Annotated in this window: 18 protein-coding genes; 4 read left to right on the top strand and 14 right to left on the bottom strand. The window is 73.5% G+C overall.

Annotated elements, in window-relative coordinates; translation table 11 throughout:
• Positions 1–82 precede the first annotated feature (82 nt).
• The 5 genes from ACFVVX_RS14365 to ACFVVX_RS14345 all read right to left on the bottom strand — a co-directional run bounded on the left by ACFVVX_RS14365 (position 83) and on the right by ACFVVX_RS14345 (position 6476).
• Positions 83–1039, bottom strand: a complete 957-nt coding sequence (locus ACFVVX_RS14365; RefSeq protein ID WP_387945150.1) for a trypsin-like serine peptidase — start codon at positions 1037–1039, stop codon at positions 83–85.
• 105 nt (positions 1040–1144) lie between these two features.
• Positions 1145–2089, bottom strand: a complete 945-nt coding sequence (locus tag ACFVVX_RS14360) for a carbohydrate kinase family protein (protein ID WP_387945148.1) — start codon at positions 2087–2089, stop codon at positions 1145–1147.
• Between the two features lie 79 nt (positions 2090–2168).
• Positions 2169–3659 (bottom strand): MFS transporter, encoded by a 1491-nt coding sequence (locus tag ACFVVX_RS14355; RefSeq protein WP_387945390.1) that lies wholly within the window; start codon positions 3657–3659, stop codon positions 2169–2171.
• Between the two features lie 329 nt (positions 3660–3988).
• Complete coding sequence (locus tag ACFVVX_RS14350; protein WP_387945146.1) at positions 3989–5722, bottom strand: DUF885 domain-containing protein; 1734 nt, start codon at positions 5720–5722, stop codon at positions 3989–3991.
• Between the two features lie 64 nt (positions 5723–5786).
• Complete coding sequence (locus ACFVVX_RS14345) at positions 5787–6476, bottom strand: rhomboid-like protein (RefSeq protein ID WP_387945144.1); 690 nt, start codon at positions 6474–6476, stop codon at positions 5787–5789.
• Between the two features lie 171 nt (positions 6477–6647).
• Between ACFVVX_RS14345 and ACFVVX_RS14340 the strand changes: the two genes are divergently transcribed.
• On the top strand, positions 6648–7382 hold the full coding sequence (locus tag ACFVVX_RS14340) for a TetR/AcrR family transcriptional regulator (RefSeq protein WP_387945142.1): 735 nt from the start codon (positions 6648–6650) through the stop codon (positions 7380–7382).
• Positions 7383–7479: 97 nt separating this feature from the next.
• Here ACFVVX_RS14340 and ACFVVX_RS14335 read toward each other — a convergent pair whose 3' ends face one another.
• The 8 genes from ACFVVX_RS14335 to ACFVVX_RS14300 form a co-directional block, all read right to left on the bottom strand.
• The gene (locus ACFVVX_RS14335) at positions 7480–8331 is read right to left on the bottom strand and encodes a fumarylacetoacetate hydrolase family protein (RefSeq protein WP_387945140.1); all 852 of its coding nucleotides are present in this window, start codon (positions 8329–8331) and stop codon (positions 7480–7482) included.
• A 280-nt stretch (positions 8332–8611) separates the two neighbouring features.
• On the bottom strand, positions 8612–9820 hold the full coding sequence (locus ACFVVX_RS14330) for a serine/threonine-protein kinase (RefSeq protein WP_387945138.1): 1209 nt from the start codon (positions 9818–9820) through the stop codon (positions 8612–8614).
• Positions 9821–9898: 78 nt separating this feature from the next.
• Positions 9899–10885, bottom strand: coding sequence for an ABC transporter substrate-binding protein (locus ACFVVX_RS14325; RefSeq protein ID WP_387945136.1), 987 nt, complete (start codon positions 10883–10885; stop codon positions 9899–9901).
• 73 nt (positions 10886–10958) lie between these two features.
• On the bottom strand, positions 10959–11741 hold the full coding sequence (locus tag ACFVVX_RS14320; RefSeq protein ID WP_387945134.1) for an amino acid ABC transporter ATP-binding protein: 783 nt from the start codon (positions 11739–11741) through the stop codon (positions 10959–10961).
• The gene (locus ACFVVX_RS14315) at positions 11738–12751 is read right to left on the bottom strand and encodes an amino acid ABC transporter permease (RefSeq protein ID WP_387945132.1); all 1014 of its coding nucleotides are present in this window, start codon (positions 12749–12751) and stop codon (positions 11738–11740) included. Before ACFVVX_RS14315 ends, ACFVVX_RS14320 begins: the two co-directional genes overlap by 4 nt.
• A gap of 40 nt (positions 12752–12791) precedes the next feature.
• Complete coding sequence (locus ACFVVX_RS14310) at positions 12792–13742, bottom strand: ABC transporter substrate-binding protein (RefSeq protein ID WP_387945130.1); 951 nt, start codon at positions 13740–13742, stop codon at positions 12792–12794.
• Between the two features lie 15 nt (positions 13743–13757).
• A complete protein-coding gene (locus ACFVVX_RS14305) occupies positions 13758–14258 on the bottom strand; it encodes a GNAT family N-acetyltransferase (RefSeq protein WP_387945128.1) in 501 nt (166 codons plus the stop codon).
• Positions 14255–15421, bottom strand: a complete 1167-nt coding sequence (locus tag ACFVVX_RS14300; protein WP_387945126.1) for an LLM class flavin-dependent oxidoreductase — start codon at positions 15419–15421, stop codon at positions 14255–14257. Before ACFVVX_RS14300 ends, ACFVVX_RS14305 begins: the two co-directional genes overlap by 4 nt.
• A 612-nt stretch (positions 15422–16033) precedes the next feature.
• On the opposite strand from ACFVVX_RS14300, the gene ACFVVX_RS14295 reads away from it, so the two are divergent.
• Both ACFVVX_RS14295 and ACFVVX_RS14290 read left to right on the top strand, forming a co-directional pair.
• The gene (locus ACFVVX_RS14295; protein ID WP_387945124.1) at positions 16034–17029 is read left to right on the top strand and encodes an amino acid ABC transporter permease; all 996 of its coding nucleotides are present in this window, start codon (positions 16034–16036) and stop codon (positions 17027–17029) included.
• Positions 17026–18963, top strand: a complete 1938-nt coding sequence (locus ACFVVX_RS14290) for an FAD/NAD(P)-binding protein (RefSeq protein WP_387945122.1) — start codon at positions 17026–17028, stop codon at positions 18961–18963. The genes ACFVVX_RS14295 and ACFVVX_RS14290 overlap by 4 nt, the downstream gene beginning before the upstream one ends.
• 36 nt (positions 18964–18999) lie before the next feature.
• On the opposite strand, the gene ACFVVX_RS14285 is transcribed toward ACFVVX_RS14290, so the two are convergent.
• Entirely contained in the window at positions 19000–20922 is a 1923-nt protein-coding gene (locus ACFVVX_RS14285) for a protein kinase (RefSeq protein ID WP_387945120.1), read from the bottom strand.
• Between the two features lie 169 nt (positions 20923–21091).
• Between ACFVVX_RS14285 and ACFVVX_RS14280 the strand changes: the two genes are divergently transcribed.
• Positions 21092–23377, top strand: a complete 2286-nt coding sequence (locus tag ACFVVX_RS14280; RefSeq protein WP_387945118.1) for an FdhF/YdeP family oxidoreductase — start codon at positions 21092–21094, stop codon at positions 23375–23377.
• The last annotated feature ends 40 nt before the right edge of the window (positions 23378–23417 follow it).

Genomic DNA, 23417 nt, shown 5'->3' with positions numbered 1-23417 from the left:
GGGGCTCTCCGGTGGGTTGGATCGTCGACGGAGAGTTTTCCACGCGGTGGACACGTCGATCGAACCGGTGTCCCGCGATCGCTCAGGAGGCCGATTTCACCGCCTCGCCGTAGAGGGTGGCGATGGTGTGGTCGAAGTAGGCGCTGTAGGAGGTGTCGGGGCTGTCGCCGCCCTCCTGGTAGCCGCCGATGGCACCGACGACGTGGCCGGTGGCGGTGCTGATCCAGGGGCCGCCGCTGGTGCCGCCGGGGTAGTCGGGACAGTCCACGACGCGCTGGTAGGTGCCCTGGCGGCCGGTGGTGTTGGTGCAGAGGACCGGGTCCTCGGAGCCGGCTGGGTAGCCGTAGAGGCGGACGGTCGTGCCGAAGGGCTCGTCGGTGCCGAGCTGGTTGGCGCCGACCACGTCCTCGATCCGGCGGCCGCCGCTGGAGGCGGTCTCCAGGATGGCGAAGTCCTCGTCCTGGTCGCCGTCCTGGGACCAGCCGGTGGTGGTGTGGATCGCGGTGACCCGCCAGGTGCCGTAGGGGGCCGTGCCGTCACGGTAGCCGGGGGCGAAGGTGACGCCGGCGGTGCTGCTGAGGCAGTGGGCGGCGGTGAGCAGCAGGTTGCCGGTCGCGCTGTGCAGCACGCTCGCGGTGCAGAAGTGCCCGCCGGGGGCGACCGCTCCGGTGAACAGGGCGCCCACGGTGGCGGATTCGGGGGTGGCGGGGGCCACCGCCGTGGTGCCGAGCGCGACCGGCGAGGGGGTGGCGGAGGCCGCGGAGGCCGAGACGGGGGGCGGGCTGTCGGCGGGCGAGGCTGAATCGGTCGGGGACTCGGAGCCGGCCGGGGAGTCGGCCGGGGACGGGCTGTCGGCGGGCGGCGCGGCGTCGACGGAGGGGGACGGGGAGGCCGCGGCCGGGCCGGCGACGGCCGCCGCCCGAGGGGTCGGGGCGTGGGAGCCCGCCACGACGGTGGCGACGGTGAGGACCGACAGGGCGGTGAGCAGGGTCGGGGCCAGGAGGCGGCGGCGGGAGGTGCGGCGACGGTGCTGGCCCATACCTGGTCTGCTCCTGCCCTGGGTGTCGGTGCGAAATGACGGTCCGACTATGGCGGGTGCAGCTGGGAAGGGTGTGATGCCCGGCTGGGAGGCGGATGAGAAATCTCAGCCCACGGGGTCGGCGGCTCCGGCGGCCAGGCCGTCCGGTGTGATGAACGCCGTGTGGGTGCCCACCGTGGTGCAGGCGAACGCTCCTGCCACCGCGCCGGACCGCGCGCAGTCGAGCGGCGGGCGGCCCCGGAACCAGGCGTACAGGAAGCCGGTCACGAAGGCGTCCCCGGCGCCGTTGGTGTCGACCACCGGGCGGCCCGGGTCGACGGCCGGGAGGTGCCGCACCAGCCCGTCGCGGGTGAGCAGGTGGCAGCCGTCCGCGCCCGCGGTGGCGACCACGGTGCTCGCGCGGCCCTCGGCGAGGATCGCCCGCATCACCTCCTCGTGGCGGCCCCGGCAGCCGGCCACCGAGAGGAAGACCAGGTCGGACCGGAGCGCGTACGGCCGGTGGTGGGGGTTGCGGCCGTCCCAGTCGTGCAGGTCGGTGGAGCTGGTGCGGCCGAGCCGGTGGATGTCCGGGTACATGTCCCGGTTGGGGCCGGTGATGGAGAGGTGGACGTGCCGGCTGCGCTCGACGTACGGGAGGTAGAACGCCCGCGGCAGCCGCAGCCCGTCGGGGTGGCGGCCGTCGTAGAAGGAGAAGCGGCGGCCGTCGGCGTCGACCAGGTTGACCGCGCGCGGGGTGCCGTGCGGGGAGACCAGGTGGTCGAACGGCAGGCCCTGGCGGGCGTATTCGGCGAGGACCAGCTCGGCCTGCGGGTCGTCGCCGAGGTGGTCGATGAAGGCGGTGCGCAGGCCGAGGTGGTGGGCGCCGAGGGCGACGCCGTTGCCGGTGTGGGCGACGTAGTCCCGCACCGGCGGGACGTACTGCGAGTCGCCGGCGGGCACTTCGAGCCGGTCGACGCGGACGATCGTGTCGACCCCGGCCCCGCCGACGACCAGCAGGTCGAGGTCGGGGGCGGGGGCCGGGGCGGGTGCGGACGGGTCGGACTCCGGCACGGCGGCGCCTCCTTGCTCCTGGTGGTGGCCAGGAGTCAAGCAGGCGCCGGAGGTTGACTGCAAGACCTTGCGGCAAGTTTCAGGAGGCCCTCTGCTTTCCGGTCGCGGTCGCCCCGCCGCCGGACTTCACGGCGGCCTGCACGTCCGCCGCGGCGCCGGCCCGGGCACTCGCCGGAGCCGCGGCACCGACCTCTCCGGTCGCCTCGCCGGGCGCCGGGCGGTGGTTGATCATCAGGACGGCGATCAGCGCCGCGGCCAGCAGGACGCCCATCGCGACCCAGGAGGCCGTCACGTACCCGTGCACCGCCCCCTGCGCCTGGACCTGGGGGTCGGCGGCGAGCCGGGTGGCCAGATAGGTCGCGGTGGCGCTGGCCGCGATGGTGTTCAGCAGCGCGGTACCGAAGGATCCGCCGACCTGCTGGGCCGAGTTGATGGTGGCCGAGGCGGCACCCGTCTCGTTCGGGGCGACGGTCAGGGTGGCCAGGCTCATCGACGGCATGAACACCAGGCCCATCCCGAAGCCGAGCAGCAGCTCCGCCGGCAGCACCGTGGCGGCCCACGGGCTGTCCACCTCCATCCGGGTCAGCCAGGCCATCGCGGCCGCGGACAGCAGCAGTCCGGGACCGATCAGGTTGCGCGAGGGCACCCTGGTCATCAGCCGGGCCGCGATGCCCGTCGAACTGATGATGATGGCGGCGGTCATCGGCAGGAAGGAGACACCGGACACCACCGGCGAGAAGTGTTTGATCACCTGGAGGTAGTAGGTCAGGAACAGGAACATCCCGAACATGCCGATCATCGCCAGGCCGATCGAGAGCGCGGCACCGCCGCGGTTGCGTTCGGCGACGATGTGCAGGGGCAGCAGGGCGTGTTCGGTGCGCCGCTCCACCAGGACGAAGACGACGAGCAGGGCCACACCGAGGGCCAGCGAGCCCAGCACCAGCCAGTCGCCCCAGCCCCGGGTGACGGCCTCGGAGGTGCCGAAGACGATCGCGAGCAGGCCGCCGCAGCCGAGGACGGCCCCGGGCAGGTCGAGTTTGACCCGGCGCCCCTTGGCGATGTGGTCGGCGGTGAGCACGTAGTAGGCCCCGAAGGCGGTCGCGATGGCGATCGGCGTGTTGACGAACAGGCACCAGCGCCAGTTCAGGTACTCGGTCAGCACACCGCCCAGGAGCAGTCCGATCGCGGCGCCGCCGCCGGCGATCGCACCGAAGATGCCGAAGGCCGTACTCCGTTCCCTGGGGTCGGTGAAGGTGGTGGACAGCAGCCCCAGCGCCGAGGGCGCGAGGAGGGCACCGAAGGCGCCCTGCAGGGCGCGGGCCGCGAAGAGCATGGCCGACCCCGAGGCGGCGCCGCCGATCGCGGAGGCGAGGGCGAAGCCGAGGAGTCCGATGGTGAAGACGCGCTTGCGGCCGAAGAGGTCGCCGAGCCGGCCGCCGAGGAGCAGCAGCCCGCCGAAGGCCAGCGTGTAGGCGGTGATCACCCACTGCCGGTTGGCGTCGGAGATGCCGAGGTCCTTCTGGGCCGAGGGGAGTGCGATGTTCACGATGGTGATGTCGAGGACGATCATCAGCTGAGCGATGGCAATGACCGCCAACGCCCACCAGCGGCGGTTTCCCGCCGCCTCACGGCCGGTGACAGGTTGGGCAGACACTGGGGAGCCTTCCGGTTGGGTGGCGGAGAGGTCACGCAGTCGTCTTCAAGCCAAACTCCCGGGGCCGCGAATGGCAAGGAAAAACCTGACCAAATAGTATGAATTGGGACTAAAGAACCAGGCCTCTGGGACCAGCGAACCAGTGGGGTCCGGGAACGCCCGGGCCCCCGGGAGCGCATGGCTCCCGGGGGCCCGTCGGCCGGCCCCGCACCGCCGCCGCGGCGGAGCGGCGCGGGGTGGCTCCGCTACAGCGCGGCCAGCTCCGCGACCAGGTCGTCCAGGCCGAGCGAGCCCTGCGACAGCGCCGCCATGTGCCAGGCCTTGAGGTCGAACACCTCGCCGCGCCCCTCGTGCGCCGCCTTCGCCGCCGCCCGGCCGCGCAGCCAGGCGCGCTCGCCCAGCTTGTAGCCGATCGCCTGGCCGGGCATGCCCAGGTAGCGGACCAGCTCGCTGTCCAGGAAGTCGTCGGACAGGCCGCAGTACAGGCCGAAGAACTCCCGGGCGTCGTCCGGCAGAACCGGCTGGCCGGCCTTGTACGGGGAATCCGCGGGGAAGTCGAGCCCGGCGTGCATGCCGATGTCGACGATCACCCGCAGGGCGCGCATCATCTGGGCGTTGAGGTAGCCGAGCCGGTGGCCCGGGTCGGTGAGGTAGCCCAGCTCGTCCATCAGGCGCTCGGCGTACAGCGCCCAGCCCTCCAGGTTGGCGCTGACCCCGCCGGTGCTGACCTGGTAGGTGGAGAGCCGGTCGGCGACGTAGTTCCACTGCGCCAGCTGGAGGTGGTGGCCCGGGACACCCTCGTGGTACCAGGTGGAGACGAGGTCCCAGACCGGGAAGCTCTCGCGACCGATGGTCGGCAGCCAGGTCCGCCCGGGGCGGGTGAAGTCCAGCGAGGGGGCGGTGTAGTACGGCGCGGCGGCGCTGCCGGCCGGGGCGATCATCGACTCGACCCGGGTGACCGGCTCGGCCAGGTCGAAGTGGGTGCCCTGGAGGTCGTTGATCGCCTGGTCCATCAGGCCCTGGAGGTACTCACGGGCGGCCTCGGCGCCCTCGATGGCCGGACCGTCGGTCTCCAGCCACTTCATCGCCTCCATCGGCGTGGCACCGGGCCGGACCTTCTCCGCCTCCGCCGTCATCTGGGCGTGCAGGTCGTGGAACTCCTGCCAGGCCCAGCCGTACGCCTCGTCGAGGTCGAGGTCTGCGCCGGTCCAGTAGCGCACCCAGCGGCCGTAGCGCTCGCGGCCGGTGGTGTCGGGGGCGTCGGCGGCGGCCGGGCCGTAGACGTCCCGCAGCCAGTCGCGCAGCTGCGCCAGCGCCTCGGCGGCGGCGACGGCGTGCCCGGTCAGGGCGGGGCGCAGGTTCTCGGGGGCGTCCTGGACGAAGTCCCCGAACCAGCCCGCCCCGTGCCCGGCCCGAGCGCCCTCCGCGGGGTCGCCCTCCGCCAGCCACTCGCCGAGCTGGCCGACCACGGTGACGACCTGGCGGGGGCCGGAGAGCAGGCCGCGCTCGACGCCCTCGGCGAGGGTCTCGCGGTACTGCGCCAGCGCGGCCGGCACCCGGGCCAGCCGGCGGCCGACGACCTCCCACTCGTGCTCGGTCCCGGTGGCCATCAGCGTGAAGACGTCGCGCACGTTGTGCACCGGCGAGCCGAGGTTGCGCACCGCCCGGTAGCCCTCCCCCGCGTCGTGGACGGCCAGTTCGGCGGTGAGGCGCTCGCGCAGCAGGCGGGCGCAGCGGCGCTCGGCCTCGTCCTCGGCGGCGCCGGCCGCCTCGGCCCCGGCGAGTCGGGCGAGGGTGCCGCGGGCGAGCTCGGCGAGGGCGTGCGCACCGGCCGGGGAGAGGTCGGGGAGGCGGTCGTCATCGGGGTTGAGCCCCAGATACACCGCGGTCAGCGGGTCGAGCTCGGCGAGGGCCTGGACGTAGGCGTCGGCAATACGGCGGGGGGTGGTGCCGTCTGAGCTGATCAGTTCTTCAACCATCCGGACATCATTTCGCGGCCCGGGCCGATTGCAAGACCCGTCGACGGATACTGACCGTCCGCGGTCAGGCGGTGCCCCGCCGCCCCCGCCACCGCTGCCACAGCAGACCCGGATCCCAGGTGGGCCGTCCGCGCGCGAAGCGGTGGAAGCAGAGGCCGATCAGGACCGCGCAGAAATGGCCGAGATCAGTGAAGGTGTGCGAAGTGACCAGCGGGACGAGGTAGAAGACCACGACCCCGGTGCCGTACAGCCAGCGCCAGCCGCCCGCGAAGCGGTAGGTGAGCACCGCGACCACGCCGGCCAGCGCGTACGAGACGCCGACGTCCACGGTGTCGGCCAGGTCGGCCTGCAGCCGCCCCCGGACGATGCCCCAGGCCACCACGCCCTCGCTGACCAGGGTGGCCAGCACGTGCGCGGTGGCGGCCACCGTGAGCCAGCGCCAGGTGCCCAGCCAGCGCTCGGCGTTGGCGTGGAAGAGGGTGAACAGCACGAGGTAGAGCGGGAAGTCGGCCTGCTCCGTCCAGAGCGCGCTGGCCACCAGCGCGTGCACCGGGTGCGAGGTCAGCTGGTCGATGTTGGTGGACCGGGCGGCCAGGAACCAGTCCAGCGCGGCCGGGTCCATCCGTGCCACCACGAAGCTGGTGGCCGCCAGGACCAGCAGCCACAGGTACGTTCCCGGCGCCGACCGGACCCACGCCCACACCGCGCGCGGCACTCTCCGGGCGAGGCCCGCCCGCTCCGGCGTCTGCAGCATCCGGTGGAACCTCCTCGCCTGCGACCACGGGCATCCCGTCCATATTCGGCGCTTTGTCCGCTTCCGGCCCGCCGACCCACGCGAACCGTGGCGAACGGCGACAAACATCCGTTCGGGAAGATCCGTGCAGGCAAGGAGCCGATCGGTCGGACGCCCATTACGCTGGCCGCCATGGAAGCCAGCTCAGCGCCCGTTCCGTCCGCCGGTGAGGCCCGTCCGCGCAAGGCGGGGTACCGCCGACTGCCGGTCCAGCAGCGGCGGGAGCAGCTGATCGCGGTGGCGCTGGAGCTGTTCGCCGCGCGGCCGCCCGAGGAGGTCGGGCTGGACGAGGTGGCGGAGGCCGCGGGGGCCTCCCGGCCGCTGGTGTACCGCTACTTCGCGGGCGGCAAGCAGCAGTTGTACGAGGCCGCGCTGCGGACCGCCGCGGATGAGCTGACCAGCCGGTTCACCGTGCCGGTCAGCGGGACGCCGACCGAGCAGCTGGCGGTCGTGCTGGACGCCTACTTCGCCTTCGTCGCCGGGCACGACGCCGGGTACTCGGCGCTGCTGCGCGGGGGGTCGGTGGTGGAGACCGCCCGGACCTCGGCGATCGTCGACGACGTCCGCCGGGCGGCACTCAAGCGGACCCTCAGGCATCTGGGCGTCCGGGAGGCCGGGCCGCGGCTGACGATGCTGGTGCGCTCGTGGATCTCGGTGGTCGAGGGCGCCTCGCTGAGCTGGCTGGACGAGGGCCGGGTGCTGGCGGTCGGCGAGCTGCGGGACTGGCTGGTCGACCAGTTCGTGGCGATGGCGGCGGCGACGGCGGTGCACGACCCGCAGACCGCGGACGTGCTGACCGCGCTGCTGGCGCTGGAGGGTCCGGACGCGCCCCGGCCGAGGCGGCTGCGCGAGCGGCTGTCCGCGTGAACCGCGGACGACGCGGCGGCCCGGGGGCGCCTGACGGCCCCGGAGCGGTGACCCTGACCCCCGTGCCCGGGGTCGGGGTCGTGGCCGGCCGACCGGCTCAGGCCTTGCCGAGGACCTGCCGCTGGCGGCCCAGCCCGTCGATCTCCAGCTCGACGATGTCCCCCGGCGCCAGGAAGGCCGCGCCCGGGTGGCCCAGGGTGACCCCGGCCGGGGTGCCGGTGACGACCACGTCGCCGGGCTCCAGCACCATGAACTGGCTCGCGTAGCGGACCAGCTCCAGCACCGGGAAGATCATCTGCGCGGTGGAGCCGTCCTGCCGCAGCTCCCCGTTGACCCAGAGCCGCAGCGGCAGCCGCTGCGGGTCCGCCACCTCGTCGGCGGTGACCAGCCAGGGCCCGAGCGGGGTGAAGGTCTCCGCCGACTTGCCCTTGTCCCACTGGCCGCCGCGCTCGAACTGGAAGGCCCGCTCGGTGACGTCGTTGGCGATGGCGTAGCCGGCGATCACCTCCGCCGCCGCCCGGTGGCTCTCCAGGTAGCGGGCGGTGCGGCCGATCACGATCGCCAGCTCGACCTCGTAGTCGGTCTTGTCGCCGCCGCGCGGCACCAGCACCTCGTCGTACGGGCCGACCACGGTGTAGCTCGGCTTGAGGAAGATCACCGGCTCGTCCGGGATCGCCGCGCCGGCCTCCCGGGCGTGGTCGCGGTAGTTGAGGCCGATCCCGACCACCTTGCCCGGGCGGGCGACCGGCGCCCCGACCCGCTGCCCGGCGATGTCCACCACCGGCAGCGCGCCGGCGGCCACGTCACGGGCCAGTTCGGCCGGGTCCAGCCCGGCCAGGAAGGCACCGTCGATGTCCCGGGCCCGGCCCGACAGGTCGTACGCGGCACCGTCCTGGCCCAGCACGACCGGACGCTCGGCGCCCGGGGGTCCGACACGGAGGAGCTTCATCAGAGCGTCACCACCTGGTTCGTCGCAGCTCACCGGGACGGCGGCACACCGCTCCCGGTCCATGCAGTCGAGGTATATCAACGTCCGGTGCCGGCGAACCAGACGGTTCCGGTCGGCGAGTTCCTATCAATTCCTCCAAGCCGCGCAGGCCCCGAATCGGCTGCCCGTACGGTTGACAGCCTCCGCCGCGGGCGAACGGGCGCACGAACGCCGGCCGCGCGAACACCGCGGCCGGCGCAGCGGGGGCGACGCAGCGGGGGGGGGTGCCCGTCCCGCGGCGTCAGCTGTTCTGCGGGCCGCCGCCGAGCAGCACCCGCAGGGCCGGCGGCGCGCCCCCGCCCTGGTCCGGCCCGCCCGGCCCGCGCTCCCAGCGGACCAGGTCGCGGCGGGCGTCCTCGTACGCGGCGGGCTCGCCCGCGAGGGCCGGCAGCAGCTCGCGCAGCAGCGCGGCGGCGGCGCCCTGGCGGCCGGCCCGGGCCAGCCAGACGGCCAGGTCGTGGCAGGTGCGCAGGGTCCGCAGGTCGGCCGGACCGCAGATCCGGGCGAACTCGGGGATCAGCGCCTCCAGCACCTGGACGGCCATCCCCGGCTCGCCCTCCGCGCCGATCCGCCAGGCCTGGTCGGCCCGGCGGCGCAGCTGCTCGGGGCTGGGGTCGTCCGGGGCGAGCAGGCCCGGCCGGACGTCGCGCAGCCGCCGGCGCACCTCGGCGGCGTCGGCGGGCCGGTCGGCCGGGTCCTTGGCGAGCAGCTGGGCCACCAGGGCGGCCAGCGCCGGATCGGTGGTGCGCACCGTCGGCGGGGTGTCGTGCAGGTGCTGGTACATCATCGCGACGGGCGTGTCGGCGGTGAACGGGCGCCGCCCGGTGCAGAGCTGGTAGAGCAGCACGCCGAGCGCGTACAGGTCGGCCCGGCCGTCGATCGAGGCGCCGGACCAGCACTCGGGCGCCAGGTAGGGCGCGGTGCCGATCACGCTGCCGGTGGAGGTGATCCCGACGGACTGGCTGAGCAGCCGGGCGATGCCGAAGTCCAGCACCTTCGCGTCGCCGCTCCCGGAGATCATGATGTTCTCCGGCTTGATGTCCCGGTGCACCACGCCCGAGCGGTGCGCGGCGTCCAGCGCCTTGCAGACCTGCCGGACCCACTTCAGCGCGAGCGCGTGCTCGGGCAGGCCGTCCTTGAGCACCGCGGACAGCGGCCGGCCGCTCACCAGCTCCATCACCAGGTAGTGGGTGGACCACGCCCCGTCCTGCACCCGCCCGTAGTCGTGCAGCGTGACGATGTGCGGGTTGGTGAGGCTGCCGACGGTCTTCGCCTCCCGGATGAAGCGCTGCACCGCCTCCTCGTCCGAGGCGTTCTCCTCGGTCAGGACCTTCACCGCGACCGGCCGGTCGATGGTGCGGTCGTGGGCCGCCCACACCACGCCGAAGCCGCCCCGGCCGAGCTCCCGGTCCAGCCGGTAACGGCCGTCCAGCACGTCCCCCGCCCTCATGCCTGCCCCCAAGTCCGCTGGATCCGAACGGTGTTCCCCCGCACGATAGCGGTGGAGGCAGGCGTGAAGGTGAACGGGCTACGGCTTGGGCTTGGGCAGCCCCGGCGGATTGATCTCGGAGCTCCGGACGGCCTCGCCGTCCAGGCCCCAGCGCTTCAGCACCTGGCCGTAGGTGCCGTTCCTGATGATCTCGTCGAGCGCGCCGCCCAGTGCCCGGACCAGCCCGTTGTCCTTCTTCGTGGTCGCCGCGATCTTGCCGAGGACGTCCCCGCCGCCGGAGTAGGTGCCGATCACCTCGGTCTCGCCGGACTGCACGCCGTGGAACGCGGTGCTCGGGTTGGGGCCGACGTAGACGTCGACCCGGCCGGAGGACAGCGCCAGGTAGTAGTCGGCGGAGTTCTGGAAGTACTTGAGGTCGGCCGGCTTGAGGCCGTTCTTCACGTTCTGCTCGTTCCAGCCGATCAGCAGCTTCTCCTGGTTGGTGCCGGAGGCGACGGCGATCGTCTTCCCCGCGATGTCCTTGGGCCCGGTGACCTTCCAGCCGCTGCCCTTCCTGGCCTCGAAGCCGAGGACGTCCAGGCGGTAGGTGGCGAAGTCGTACTTCTCCTTGCGGGCCTCGGTGACGGTGATGTTGGAGAAGCCGACGTCGTACTTGCCGCTGTCCAGGCCGACGAAGATGTTCTCCCAGGAGACCGGGTTGAACTCCACCTTCAGACCGAGCACGTTGCCGACCAGCTCGGCGATGTCCGGCTCGACGCCGATGATGGTCTTGTCGTCGTTGGCGTAGAAGTCCAGCGGCGGCGTGGTGCCGATCGAGTCGACGACCGTCAGCGTGCCTCTCTTTCTGATCTCCTCCGGAACCAGCGCAGCGATCGCGTCGACTTTGGCGGTGGTGACCCGGTTCTGCTGTGGCGTGAGGTTCACCGTGATCCCGTTCGGCGCGGTGCTGCCCTTGGCGGGGGCGAGTTCGGCCGAGGCGCCGGAGGAGCTTCCGCAGGCGGCCAGGGTGAGGGCGGCGGCGAGTGAGGCGGCGGCGGTCACGAGGGCGCGACGGGGTAGGGACATGGCGGAACTCCTTGCGTGCGGGCTTGCGGGTGAAAGGGGTGACGGGGGTGAAAGGAAGGGGTGCCGGGGCCGGTCAGAGGACCTTGGCGAGGAAGGCGCGGGTCCGCTCGTGCCGTGGGTCGTCCAGGACGGCCCCCGGCGGTCCCTGCTCGACCACCACGCCGCCGTCCATGAAGACGACGGTGTCGGCGACCTCGCGGGCGAAGCCGATCTCGTGGGTGACGACGATCATCGTGGTGCCGGACCGCGCGAGGTCCTTGATCACGTCGAGCACCTCGCCGACCAGCTCCGGGTCGAGCGCCGAGGTGGGCTCGTCGAACAGCAGCACCTTGGGCTCCAGCGCCAGCGCCCGGGCGATCGCCACCCGCTGCTGCTGGCCGCCGGAGAGCTGCCGGGGGTAGGCGTCCGCCTTGTCGGCCAGCCCGACCCGGTCCAGCAGCTCCAGGGCGCGCGCCCGGGCCTCGGCCTTCGGCTGCTTGAGCGCGCTGACCGGCGCCTCGGTGATGTTCTCCAGCACGGTGAGGTGCGGGAAGAGGTTGAAGTTCTGGAAGACGAAGCCGATGTTGGTCCGCTGGCGCAGGACCTCGCGCTCCTTCAGCTCGTGCAGCCGGTCGCCGGCCCGGCGGTAGCCGATCAGCTCGCCGTCGATCGCGACGAAGCCCCGGTCCAGCTTCTCCAGGTGGTTGATGGCGCGCAGCAGGGTGGACTTGCCGGAGCCGGAGGGGCCGAGCACCACCGTGACGGAGCCGGTGGCCACGTCCAGGTCGACCCCGCGCAGCACGGCCAGCTGCCCGAAGCTCTTGTGCAGGCCCCGGACCTGCACCATCGGGTCCCCGGACTTGGTCAGCGTGGTCATGAGCGTCCTCCGACGGCTTTCTCGGCAGCGGTGCGGGAGCTCCGCAGGCCCCGGACGAGGGCCCGGGCCCGCTGCAGCGGGGTGGGGGGCGGGGTGCGCTGCGCGCCCCGGGCGAAGTACCGCTCGACGTAGTACTGGCCGATCGACAGCACGGTGGTCAGCAGCACGTACCAGACGGTGGCGACCATCAGCAGCGGCACCACCCGGCCGGTGCGGCCGTAGATCACCTGCACCTGGTAGAAGAGCTCGCCGATGGCCATCACGTAGACCACCGAGGTGCCCTTGAACAGCGAGATCACCTCGTTGGCGGCGGACGGCAGGATGCCGCGCATCGCCTGCGGCAGCACGATCCGCCAGGCCTGGCGCCAGCGCGGGACACCGAGTGCGGCGGCGGCCTCCCGCTGGCCGGTGTCGACGGCGATGATGCCGCCGCGGATGATCTCGGCGGCGAACGCGGCCTGGTGCAGTCCGAGACCGAGCACGGCGGCGCCGAGCGCGCCCAGGACGCCGACCGTCTCGAAGTCCGCGAAGGTCGGGCCGAACGGGATGCCGAAGCCGAACCGCTTGTAGAGGTAGGAGAGGTTGAACCAGAACACCAGCTGGACGATCAGCGGGATGGAGCGGAACGCCCAGACGTATGCCCAGGCGATGGACTGCAGGATCGCGCTGCTCGACAGCCGCATCGCGGCCACCCCGGCGCCCAGCACGAAGCCCAGGATCGTTCCGTAGAAGGTGAGTTCGAGGGTGCGGCCGACCGCCCGCAGGATGGTGTCGGCGGAGAAGAAGACCCGGAAGGTGGCCCAGTCCCAGCCCGGGTTGGTGGCCAGCCCGTGGGCGAACTGGGCCAGCACGACGAGGGCGGCGAGGCCGGCCGCCCAGCGCCAGGGGTGCCGGGCGGGGACGGTCCGCAGCCGGTTCAGCTCGTCCAGGTCGAGCGGGCGGGCGGGTGCGGGTGCGGTCGTGGTTGCTGTTGCGGCCCGCGGCCCGTCGGCCGTGGTGATGACGGTCATGGTGGGATTCCTCCAAAAGGCCCGGAGCCCGGACAGGGGGTCACGTGTGCTCGGGCGGGCTGATCCGGGACTCCTTGATCGCGGAGTCGGTCACCCCCCACTTCCTGAGGATCCGCTCGTAGGTGCCGTCCTTGATCAGCTGGTTGACCGCCGCCTGGAACGCGGGGGCCAGCGGGGAGCCCTTCCTGAAGGCGAAGCCGACGTCCAGGCGGTGGAACTCGCCGAGGAAACGCGTCCCGGAGGCCTCCTGCGAGGCCTGGTAGCGCAGGCCGTTGATGGTGGACATCAGGATGTCCACCCGCCCCTGCTGCAGGCTGGTCAGCACGGTGCCGCTGTCGCTGAACGCCTTCACCTCGTACGGCTTGCGGCCCGCGTCGGTGCAGACGTTCTTCTTGCCGTTGAGCGTGGTCTCGAAGGTGGTGCCGGCCCCGGTGCCGATGGTCAGGCCGCAGAGCTGGAGGAGGTCGGTGACCGGCTGGATGCCGGTGTTGTCCTTCCTGACCGCGAAGCCCTGGCCGTCGTCGATGTAGGTGACGAAGTCGATGGTCTTCAGCCGGGCCTCGGTGACGCCGAAGTTGCCGGTGCCGACGTCGTACTTGCCGCTGCCGAGCGCGGGCAGGATGGTCTCGAAGGCGGCCTCCTCGCGCTGCACGGTCAGGCCGAGCACCTTGGCCACCGCGTCGCCGAAGTCGATGTCGATGCCGGCCGCCTTCTTGGTGGCCTGGTCGGCGTAGAACGCGGTGGGCGGGGCGCCGATGGACGAGCCGAACTTCACGGTGCCGGACTTGCGGACGTCCTCGGGCAGCAGCGCGGCGGCGGCGTCCGACCTGGCGATGCCGGAGACGAGGTCCTGCGTGGCGGCGGCCGCCGCCAGGCTGGCGCCGCCCTTCCCGCCGACGGCCTTCGGGTCCGAGCCGCAGGCCGCCAGCGCCAGCACGGGCAGCAGGGCGGTGGCCGCGAGCAGGCGGCGGCGGGCGGTGGTGGTTCTCACGGGAAACGGTGCCTTTCAGCTGGTCAGGTGCTTCTGGAACGGCAGCGGGCCGATGGTCAGCGGGTCCGCCGCGAGGTCGAACAGCGCGGTGTAGCCGGTCGCCAGGTACAGCCCCCTGGCCTCGGGCTGGCGCGGTCCGGTGGTGAGGTGGATCCGGGTGTAGCCGGCCGCCCCGGCGGCCCGCTCCAGCTCGGCCAGGACCTGCCGGGCCAGGCCGCGGCGGCGGTGCGCGGAGTGCGTCCACATCCGCTTGACCTCGGCGGTGTGCTCGTCGTACCGCTTGTACGCGCCGCCCGCGACCGGCTCGCCGTCCTCCAGCAGGAGCAGCAGCAGCCCCGCCGGCTCCGCGAAGGCGTCCCGCGGGTAGCGGGTCATCTCCTGGTGGGCCTCGGGTCCGTACCGGCTGACGTACTCCTCGGTGAGCTCGCGCAGCAGCGGCTCGACCAGCGGGTCGTCGATCAGCACCCGGCGGACCTCCACCACCGGGCGGGTGCCGGTGCCGGTCGCCGCGGTCATGCCTGGACCGCGATCAGCTGGTGGCGGTCCCGCTCGGCGCGGGCCGCCCGCTCGGCCTCGGCAGCCTTCGCGGCGTCGCGCCTGGCGACCTCCTCGCGGACGATCGGGATGACGTACCGGCCGAAGTCGATCGCGTCGTCCAGCAGCGCGTAGCCGCGGGCGGACAGGATGTCCACGCCGAGGTCGTAGTAGTCGAGCAGCGCCTGGGCGACCGTCTCCGGTGTGCCGACCAGGGCGTTGGAGTTGCCGGCGCCGCCGGTGGCGGCCGCGGTCGGGGTCCACAGCGCGCGGTCGTAGCGCTCGCCGGCCTCGGCGATCTCCACCAGCCGCTGCGAGCCGGTGTTCTCGGGCCGGAAGGCGCCCGGCGGACGGCCCCGGCGGACCAGGTCCCCGGCCTCCCGGCGGGCCCTGATGGTGTCCACCGTCCGGTGCGCCTTCTCCCAGGCCAGCTCCTCGGTGGGCGCGATGATCGGCCGGAACGCGACCTGGATCCGCGGCACGTCGGTGCGCCCGGCGGCCCGCGCGGCCTCCTTCACCCGCTCGATCTGCTCGGCGGTCCTGGCCAGCGGCTCGCCCCAGAGGCAGTAGATGTCCGCCTCCGCCCCGCCCGCCGCGTAGGCGGCGTCCGAGGAGCCGCCGAAGGAGACCGCCGGACGCGGCGCCTGGACCGGGAAGACGTCGGAGAGGAAGTCGTTGAAGCGGTAGTGCTCGCCCTCGTGGTCGAAGGCCTCCCGGCTGGTCCACGCCTTCTTGACGATCCCGATGTACTCACGGGTGCGGTCGTAGCGCTGGTCCTTGGTCAGGAAGTCGCCCTCGCGCTGCTGTTCGTGGTCGTTGCCGCCGGTGATGAAGTGGACGGTGAGCCGCCCGTCGCTGATCCGGTCGATGGTCGCGAAGGTCTTGGCCGCGTACGTCGGGTAGGAGACGTTCGGCCGGTGGGCCAGCAGGATCTGCAACCGGTCGAGCCGGGCCGCGATGTAGGCCGCCCCGGCCGCCGGGTCGGGGGCGCCGGCCGCGTAGGCGAACAGCACGCGGTCCCAGCCGTTGTCCTCGTGCGCACGGGCCAGCCGCAGGGTGTAGTCGCGGTCGAAGGCTGCCGTGGAGCGGGGGGTGGTCTCCGAACCGTCGCCGGTGGCGGCGATGCCGAGGAATTCGACGGGCATGGTGACGGACCTTTCGGTTGTACGGGCGTCCGGCGGCTGCGGGTGGGCAGGCCGGAGGAGGCCGCGGCCGGGGCCGGGGCCGGAGGGGGCGGCACACGTGCGAACGTGGCGGTGACGGCGGGAACTGCCGGAGTGCAGGGGGAGTGAGAAGACGGCGAAGGCGGCAGCGTGCGCCTGGACCGCCGTCAGAGGACGGCGGCTTCCCGGCCCGCGACGGGGCACCGAGGGAGGGGTCTCCGAAGGAGAGCAGGGCCGGCTAGACGGCCCGCTGCCGGGTCAGCCGCGACACGCCGCGGACCACACCCGACCGAAGTCGATGTGGTCGCGGGTGACCAGGGGCTGCTCGGCGTACATGGCCACAAGTTGAGCAGCGAACGACGCACTACGTCAACCACCCTCCATTGCCGCACTGTTGCGATCTCCTGTCGCCCTGCGACCACCGCTGCGACCCCGCTCACCACCCTTGACAGGCGCCGATCGCGCATGCGTACGATCACAACGGAGTGAGTGCAGTGCCACCCGCGTTGAGGGACGCGGACCGGCACCGACGGCCGTACGTGACCACCCCCGTACCTCCCGCCCGCCCGCACCTCCCCGCCTGGAGCCCTCCGCATGGCCACCCCGCAGGACGTCCTCCCCTCCCCCGCCCTCGCCGCCGTCCGGCCCCCGGCCCCCGAAGCCGCGGCGGCCGACGCCCGCATCGTCGCCCGCCGCCGCCCCGGCCAGTGGGTCTCCGCCACCCTCGCCCTGCTGCTGTTCGCGATGGCCGCCAACTCGGTGATCCGCAACAAGGCCTTCCAGTGGGACGTGGTGGCCGACTGGTTCACCTCCGCCTCCGTCCTGAACGGCCTCACCCTCACCCTCTGGCTGACCGCCGTCACCCTCGTCCTCGGCTTCGTGCTCGGCACCGTGCTCGCCACCATGCGGCTCTCCGCCAACCCGGTGCTGCGCACCCTGAGCTGGATCTACATCTGGATCTTCCGCTCCACCCCGGCGCTGGTGCAGCTGCTCTTCTTCTTCAACATCGGCGCGCTCTACCCGACCCTCGGCCTCGGCATCCCGTTCGGCCCCGAGTTCGTCAGCGTCAGGACCGTCAACCTGATCGGCCCCACCCTCACCGCCGTCATCGGCCTCACCCTGCTGGAGGCCGCCTACGCCGCCGAGGTGGTGCGCGGCGGCATCCTCTCGGTCGACCGCGGCCAGCTGGAGGCCGCCTCGGCCCTCGGACTGGGCCGGTGGCGGGTGCTGCGCCGGATCGTCGTGCCGCAGGCGATGCGCTCGATCGTGCCGACCGCCGGCAACATGCTGATCAGCGCGCTCAAGGGCACCAGCATCATCAGCGTGCTGGCCGTCTCCGACCTGCTCTACTCGGTGCAGCTGGTGTACCTCCAGACCTACCAGGTCATCCCGATGCTGATGGTCGCCACCCTCTGGTACATCGCCGTCACCACGGTCCTGTCCATCGGCCAGTACTACGTCGAGCGGCACTACGCCAAGGGCGCCACCCGGGAGGGCCTGCCGCCCACCCCGCTGCAGAAGGCCCTGGCCGGCTACCGCCGGCTGCGCGCCGCCGCCGACGCCGATCCGCGCACCGGGGGGAAGCGTTGACCACTCTGGTGATCGTCGGAGCCGGGCCGCGGGGCACCGGACTGCTGGAGCGGATCGCCGCCAACGCGGCCGAACTGCTGCCCCCCGAAAGGCCGTTGCACATCCACCTGGTCGACCCGTACCCGCCCGGCGCCGGCCGGATCTGGCGCTACGACCAGTCCCCGCTGCTGCGGATGAACTCGATGGCCGAGGACGTCACGATGTTCACCGACGAGCGGTCGACCATCGACGGACCGGTCCGCCCGGGCCCCTCGCTGGCCGAATGGGCCGCCCGCAGCACGGAGTTCGCACCGTACCGGGAGATACCCGACCCGGCGGTCCGGGCCGAGCTGGACTCCCTGGCACCCACCGACTTCCCCACCCGCCGGGCCCAGAGCGCCTACCTGGACTGGGTGTTCCGCCGCGCCGTCGCCGACCTGCCGCCGCACATCACCGTCACCGTGCACCGCGACACCGTCCGGCGGATCGACGGGCCCGCCGACGGCCCCCAGTCGGTCCACCTCGGCGACCGGGTGCTCACCGCCGACCACGTCGCCCTCACCCTCGGCCACCTCGACTCCGCACCCGACCCCCGGTACGCCGCCGACGCCGCCTTCGCCGCCCGGCACGGCCGCTTCCACCTCCCGCCCGCCTTCTCCGCCGACGCCGACGCCGAGCTCGCCGGCGTCGCCCCGGGCGAGCACCTCGTCCTGCGCGGCTTCGGACTGGCCTTCGTCGACCTGCTGTCGCTGCTCACCGAGGGCCGCGGCGGACGCTTCGAGGAGACCCCCGACGGCCTGGCCTACCGCCCCTCCGGGCGGGAGCCGGTGATCCACGTCGGCTCCCGGCGCGGGGTGCCGTACCACTCCAAGACCGGCTACCGCCTCCAGGGCCCGCCCGCGCCGCTCCCCCGGTACTTCGACGCCGCCGCCGTCGACACCGTCCTCGCCCGCTCCGGACCGCTCGAACTGCGGCGCGACTTCTGGCCGTTGATGGCCAAGGACATCGGCTTCGGCCACTACCACGAGCTCTTCCACGCCCACCCCGAGCGCACCACCCTGCCCTGGCCCGCGTTCCTCGCCGCGTACGACCGGTACGACTGGTACGCCCCCGAACTCGGCCGGCTGATCGCCGAGGCCGTCCCCGACCCGGCCGACCGGCTGGACTTCGAACGCCTCGACTTCCCGCTCGCCGGCGTCGAACTCGGCTCGGCCGAGGAGCTCCAGCACCACCTGCGCGACTACGTCACCCGGGACGCCGAGCGGCGCGCCGACCCCGCCCACAGCGCCGACCTCGGCGCCTTCCTCGCCCTGCTCTCGCTCTTCGGCCAGCTGCCCCGCGTCCTCGCCTCCGGCCGGCTCACCGCCCGCTCGGTGGGCCAGGAGGTCGACGAGTGGTTCTTCGGATACTTCAGCTACCTCGCCTCCGGCCCGCCCGGCTTCCGGCTGCGCCAGCTGCTCGCCCTCTCCGAGGCGGGCGTGGTGCGCTTCCTCGGCGCCGGGATCCGGGTCGAACAGGACGAGGCCACCGGCACCTGGCGGGCGTCCGGCGCCACCGTGCCCGGGCACAGCGTCACCGCCACCGCGCTGGTCGAGGCGTACCTGCCCAAGCACGCGCTGGCCCGCACCCACGACCCCGTGCTGCGCGAACTGCACCGCGCCGGGCGGATCGTGGAGGAGGTCGTCGAGGACGGGGAGTACACCCACCGCTCGGGGCTGCTCACCATCACGCCCGGCGACAGCCGCGTCCTGGACCCGGCCCTGGACGGCGCCCCGCACCCGCGCCGCACCGCCCTCGGCCCGCACACCAGTCTGCGGGCGGCCGCCGCCTTCGCGCGGCCGCGCACCAACTCGCCCGGCTTCCGGCAGAACGACGCCGCCGCCCGCGCGCTGCTGCGCGCCCTGGCCGGGGAGGGGGCGGCCGCCCTGGCGGACTGCGTGGCCGGGGCGCTCTGACCGGCCCGGCTGAGCTGGGCTGAGCTGGGCTGGGCCCTACGGTCCGAAGATCTCCGCGACCAGGTCCTCGGCCGTGACGTGGTCCGGGGCGGAGAGGATCCAGTCCCCGACCCCCTTGATGCCGGTCCCGCGCTCCAGCGCGCTCACACAGGCGTCGGCCTCCCGGTCGGTGGCGAACTCCCAGGCCAGCAGCCGCCGGACCAGCACCACGGCCTCGATCGGGCTCATCCTCGGCCGCCGGCCCGCGCGGGGCGCGCCGCCGCGGGCCCGGCGGCCCGGCGCGGCGAGGCGCTGCTGGTAGCCGGCCAGGTCGTGCCAGGCCTGGACGGTGCTGGGGTGCTGCTCCCCCAGCGCCCGGGCGAGGTCCGGCAGGAGGGTGCGCAGCTGGAGGACCGCGCCGTCCAGGTCGCCCCGGTTGGCGGCGTGCACCGCCAGGTCGTGCCGGGCCTTCAGGACCCGGCTGTCGTGGCCGCCCCAGGCCGCGTGCAGATCGGGCAGCAGCTGGGACAGCTGCCGGATCGCGGTGACGCTCTCGCCGCTCTCCCCGATGCACCAGGCCAGGTGGTAGCGGGCGCCCAGGGTGTCGTCGTCGGTCGCGCCGAGCGCCGTGCGCATGTCCTCCACCAGCGTGCCGAGCAGCCGGATCGCGCCGTCGAGGTCGCCCGCCTTGCTGAGGTACCAGGCGAAGTCGCGCCAGGCGCACAGGGTGTCCCGGTCGGTGCCGCCGAGGGCGGCGAGCGCGTCCCGGGCCACCGCCTGCAGCTGGATGGCGGACTCCCCGGCGGTCGGCGCCCGGTAGGCGGCGCTCCGGCGCTCGCGCAGGGCCGCCCGGACGTCGTCGGACCCGGCGGCGGGCGGCGCGGTGACCGGGGGCGTGGTGAGCGGCGACAGCACCGGCGCGGCCGCGGCCGGCGGCGCGGCGGACACACCGGGAACGACGGGAACAGCGGGAACGACGGGCGGCGCCGTCGGTGCGGGCGGCACCGAGGGCGGCGCTGGCACCACCGGCGCCTCAGCCATCACCGGCGGCGCGGATGTCACCGGCGGCACTGCTGTCACCGGCGGCGCCGGCCGGTCCAGCACGGTCGGGGTCGGCGCCGCCGTCTCGGCCGGCTCCGCCGCCGCGCGCGGCTCCGCCAGCCCGGCCAGCCTCCGCTCGACCGCCCGGGCGTCGGCCGGCCGGTCCTGCGGGTCCTTGGCGAGCAGCTCGGCGACCAGCTCCGCCACCCCCGCCGGCAGCCCGAACTGCGCCGGGTCCAGCGCCGGCGGCGGCTCGTTGAGGTGCTTGTACATCAGCACCGGCGTCGACTCCCCGCCGAACGGCCTGGCCCCGGTGCAGAGTTCGACCAGCACGCAGCCGAAGGCGTAGAGGTCCGCCCGCCCGTCGACCCGGCCGCCGGTCCACCGCTCGGGCGCCATGTACGCCGGGCTCCCGATCACCGTCCCGGTGGTGGTGAGCCCGCCCGCGCCGGTGTCCAGCTGGGCGATGCCGAAGTCCAGCACCTTCAGCACCCCGGCCTCGGTGACCATGATGTTGTCGGGCTTGATGTCGCGGTGCACCATGCCCGCGTCGTGGGCGGCGGCCAGCGCGGCGCAGATCTGCCGCCCCCAGCCCAGGCTCTGCGCCGGGTCGGGCGGACCGGCCCGCAGCACCTCGGTCAGGGTGCGGCCGGTGAGCAGCTCCATCACCAGGAAGGTGACCGGCTGACCGCCGAGCTCGGCCTCCCCCAGGTCGTGCACGGTGACGATGTTCGGGTGCGACAGGTTCCCGGCCGCGCACGCCTCCCGGACGAACCGCAGCGCCGCCTTCTGCTGGTCGCCCCCGTGGTGCCCGATGACCTTGACCGCCACCTGGCGCCGCATCCGGGTGTCGAGGGCCCGCCACACCACCCCGAAGCCGCCCTGGCCGAGCCGCTCCACCAGCTCGTACCGGCCGTCGAGGACATCTCCGACTCTCACGCGCCCCACCCCTGCCTCTCGAAGCGGTCACACTCTATCGACGCCCGGCCGGCCCGACCGGCGCCGGTGGTGGGGATGGTCCGGATGACCAGGCCGGGTGGAAGGATGGGGGTCGGGCCACCGCGACGGCGCGGCGGACCGGACGGATGACGAGCCGAGGAGCGCAGTCATGGCCAAGCAGGCCCCGCAGAGCGACCCGGCGCAGGACGCCCCCCGGGTGTCCGCGCCCCAGCACGCGGCGGCCGGGCTGCCCGCGGTCGGCCACAGCCTGCGCATGGCCGCCGAACAGATGGGCGCCCGCCGCACCCTCGCCACCCTGCGCAAGGTCAACCAGCCGGACGGCTTCGACTGCCCCGGCTGCGCGTGGCCGGAGCCGGGGAAGACGCACGCCGCCGAGTTCTGCGAGAACGGCGCCAAGGCCGTCGCCGAGGAGGCCACCGAGCGCCGGATCACCGCCGAGTTCTTCGCCGCCCACCCGGTGGCCGAGCTCGCCGGGCGCTCCGGCTACTGGCTCGGCCAGCAGGGCCGCCTCACCCAGCCGATGCTGCTGGACGAGGGCGCCACCCACTACGTCCCGGTCTCCTGGGACGCCGCCTTCGACATCGTCGCCGAGGAACTGCGCGCCCTCGACACCCCCGACGGCGCCGCCTTCTACACCTCCGGCCGGACCAGCAACGAGGCCGCCTTCGCCTACCAGCTGTTCGCCCGCCGGCTGGGCACCAACAACCTGCCGGACTGCTCCAACATGTGCCACGAGTCGTCCGGCTCGGCCCTCACCGAGACGCTCGGCATCGGCAAGGGCAGCGTCAGCCTGAAGGACCTCTACCAGGCCGACCTGATCATCGTGGCCGGCCAGAACCCGGGCACCAACCACCCGCGGATGCTCTCCGCCCTGGAGCGGGCCAAGCGCGCGGGCGCCACCATCGTCAGCGTGAACCCGCTGCCGGAGGCCGGTCTGGAGCGGTTCAAGAACCCGCAGAACGCCCGCGGCCTGGTCGGCCACGGCACCAAGCTGACCGACCTCTTCCTGCAGATCCGGCTCGGCGGCGACCTCGCGCTGTTCCGCGCGCTCAACCAGCTGGTCCTGAAGCAGGACGGCGGCGTGGACCGGGCCTTCGTCGAGGAGCACTGCCACGGCTTCGAGGAGTTCGCCGCCGAGGCCCGGACGACCGACCGCGCCGAGGTGCTCGCCGCCACCGGTCTGCCCTGGGAGCAGATCGAGGAGCTGGGCCGGCTGGTGCTCTCCTCGAAGAAGATCATCGTCTGCTGGGCGATGGGCCTCACCCAGCACAAGCACTCCGTGCCCACCATCCGCGAGGTGGTCAACTTCCTGCTGCTGCGCGGCAACGTCGGCCGCCCGGGCGCCGGGGTCTGCCCGGTGCGCGGGCACAGCAACGTGCAGGGCGACCGCACGATGGGGATCTTCGAGCGCCCCTCGGCGGCCTTCCTGGACGCGCTGGGCCGGGAGTTCGGCTTCGAGCCGCCGCGCGAGCACGGGCTGGACGCGGTGGACACCATCCGGGCGATGCGCGACGGCCGGGTGGGGGTGTTCTTCGCGATGGGCGGCAACTTCGTCGCGGCCACCCCGGACACCGGGGTCACCGAGGCGGCGATGCGCCGCTGCCGGCTGACCGTGCACGTCTCCACGAAGCTCAACCGCTCGCACGTGGTGACCGGCGCCCGGGCCCTGATCCTGCCCACCCTCGGCCGCACCGACCGGGACGTCACCGCCAAGGGCGCCCAGTTCGTCAGCGTCGAGGACTCGATGGGCCAGGTCCACTCCTCGCGCGGCGGTCTGCGCCCGCCCGCGCCGGGCCTGCTCTCCGAGGTGGCGATCGTCTGCCGGCTGGCCCGCGCCACGCTCGGCCCGCAGGACAGCGTGCCGTGGGAGGAGTTCGCCGACGACTACGACGGGCTGCGGGACCGGATCGCCCGGGTCGTGCCCGGCTTCGACGACTTCAACGACCGGGTCCGCCGCCCCGGGGGCTTCACCCTGCCGCACGGGCCGCGGGACTCCCGGACCTTCCCCACCGCGACCGGCAGGGCCAACTTCACGGTCAACCCGCTCACCGCGCCCGAGGTGCCGGCCGGCCGGCTGCTGCTCCAGACGCTGCGCTCGCACGACCAGTACAACACCACCGTCTACGGCCTCGACGACCGCTACCGGGGCATCACCGGCGGCCGCCGGGTGGTGCTGGTCAACCCGGCCGACGCCGCCGAACTCGGCCTCGCCGAAGGGGAGTACGTCGACCTGGTCGGCGAGTGGAAGGACGGCGTGGAGCGCCGCGCGCCGCACTTCAGGGTGGTCCACTACCCGGTCGCCCGGGGCGGCGCGGCCGCGTACTACCCGGAGACCAACGTGCTGGTGCCGCTGGACTCCACCGCCGACATCAGCAACACCCCGACCTCCAAGGCCGTGGTGATCCGCTTCGAGCCGGACACCGGGGAGCACTGAGCCGACAACGCCGGAGGGGCGGTGGACCGCGGTCCACCGC

This window comes from Kitasatospora sp. NPDC058170, assembly GCF_042883905.1.
Classification (GTDB): Bacteria; Actinomycetota; Actinomycetes; order Streptomycetales; family Streptomycetaceae; genus Kitasatospora.
Note: the sequence above shows the minus strand (reverse complement) of the source record. Positions and strands in the feature narration are given on the sequence as shown.

What these genes read in the sequence shown, in the direction of transcription:
- ACFVVX_RS14365 (WP_387945150.1), bottom strand. Translation starts at nt 1,039, where the DNA reads ATGGGCCAGCACCGTCGCCGCACCTCCCGCCGCCGCCTCCTGGCCCCG.
- ACFVVX_RS14355 (WP_387945390.1), bottom strand. Translation starts at nt 3,659, where the DNA reads ATGATCGTCCTCGACATCACCATCGTGAACATCGCACTCCCCTCGGCC.
- ACFVVX_RS14330 (WP_387945138.1), bottom strand. Translation starts at nt 9,820, where the DNA reads ATGAGGGCGGGGGACGTGCTGGACGGCCGTTACCGGCTGGACCGGGAG.
- ACFVVX_RS14350 (WP_387945146.1), bottom strand. Translation starts at nt 5,722, where the DNA reads ATGGTTGAAGAACTGATCAGCTCAGACGGCACCACCCCCCGCCGTATT.
- ACFVVX_RS14315 (WP_387945132.1), bottom strand. Translation starts at nt 12,751, where the DNA reads ATGACCGTCATCACCACGGCCGACGGGCCGCGGGCCGCAACAGCAACC.
- ACFVVX_RS14300 (WP_387945126.1), bottom strand. Translation starts at nt 15,421, where the DNA reads ATGCCCGTCGAATTCCTCGGCATCGCCGCCACCGGCGACGGTTCGGAG.
- ACFVVX_RS14340 (WP_387945142.1), top strand. Translation starts at nt 6,648, where the DNA reads ATGGAAGCCAGCTCAGCGCCCGTTCCGTCCGCCGGTGAGGCCCGTCCG.
- ACFVVX_RS14325 (WP_387945136.1), bottom strand. Translation starts at nt 10,885, where the DNA reads ATGTCCCTACCCCGTCGCGCCCTCGTGACCGCCGCCGCCTCACTCGCC.
- ACFVVX_RS14345 (WP_387945144.1), bottom strand. Translation starts at nt 6,476, where the DNA reads ATGCTGCAGACGCCGGAGCGGGCGGGCCTCGCCCGGAGAGTGCCGCGC.
- ACFVVX_RS14305 (WP_387945128.1), bottom strand. Translation starts at nt 14,258, where the DNA reads ATGACCGCGGCGACCGGCACCGGCACCCGCCCGGTGGTGGAGGTCCGC.
- ACFVVX_RS14295 (WP_387945124.1), top strand. Translation starts at nt 16,034, where the DNA reads ATGGCCACCCCGCAGGACGTCCTCCCCTCCCCCGCCCTCGCCGCCGTC.
- ACFVVX_RS14320 (WP_387945134.1), bottom strand. Translation starts at nt 11,741, where the DNA reads ATGACCACGCTGACCAAGTCCGGGGACCCGATGGTGCAGGTCCGGGGC.
- ACFVVX_RS14280 (WP_387945118.1), top strand. Translation starts at nt 21,092, where the DNA reads ATGGCCAAGCAGGCCCCGCAGAGCGACCCGGCGCAGGACGCCCCCCGG.
- ACFVVX_RS14335 (WP_387945140.1), bottom strand. Translation starts at nt 8,331, where the DNA reads ATGAAGCTCCTCCGTGTCGGACCCCCGGGCGCCGAGCGTCCGGTCGTG.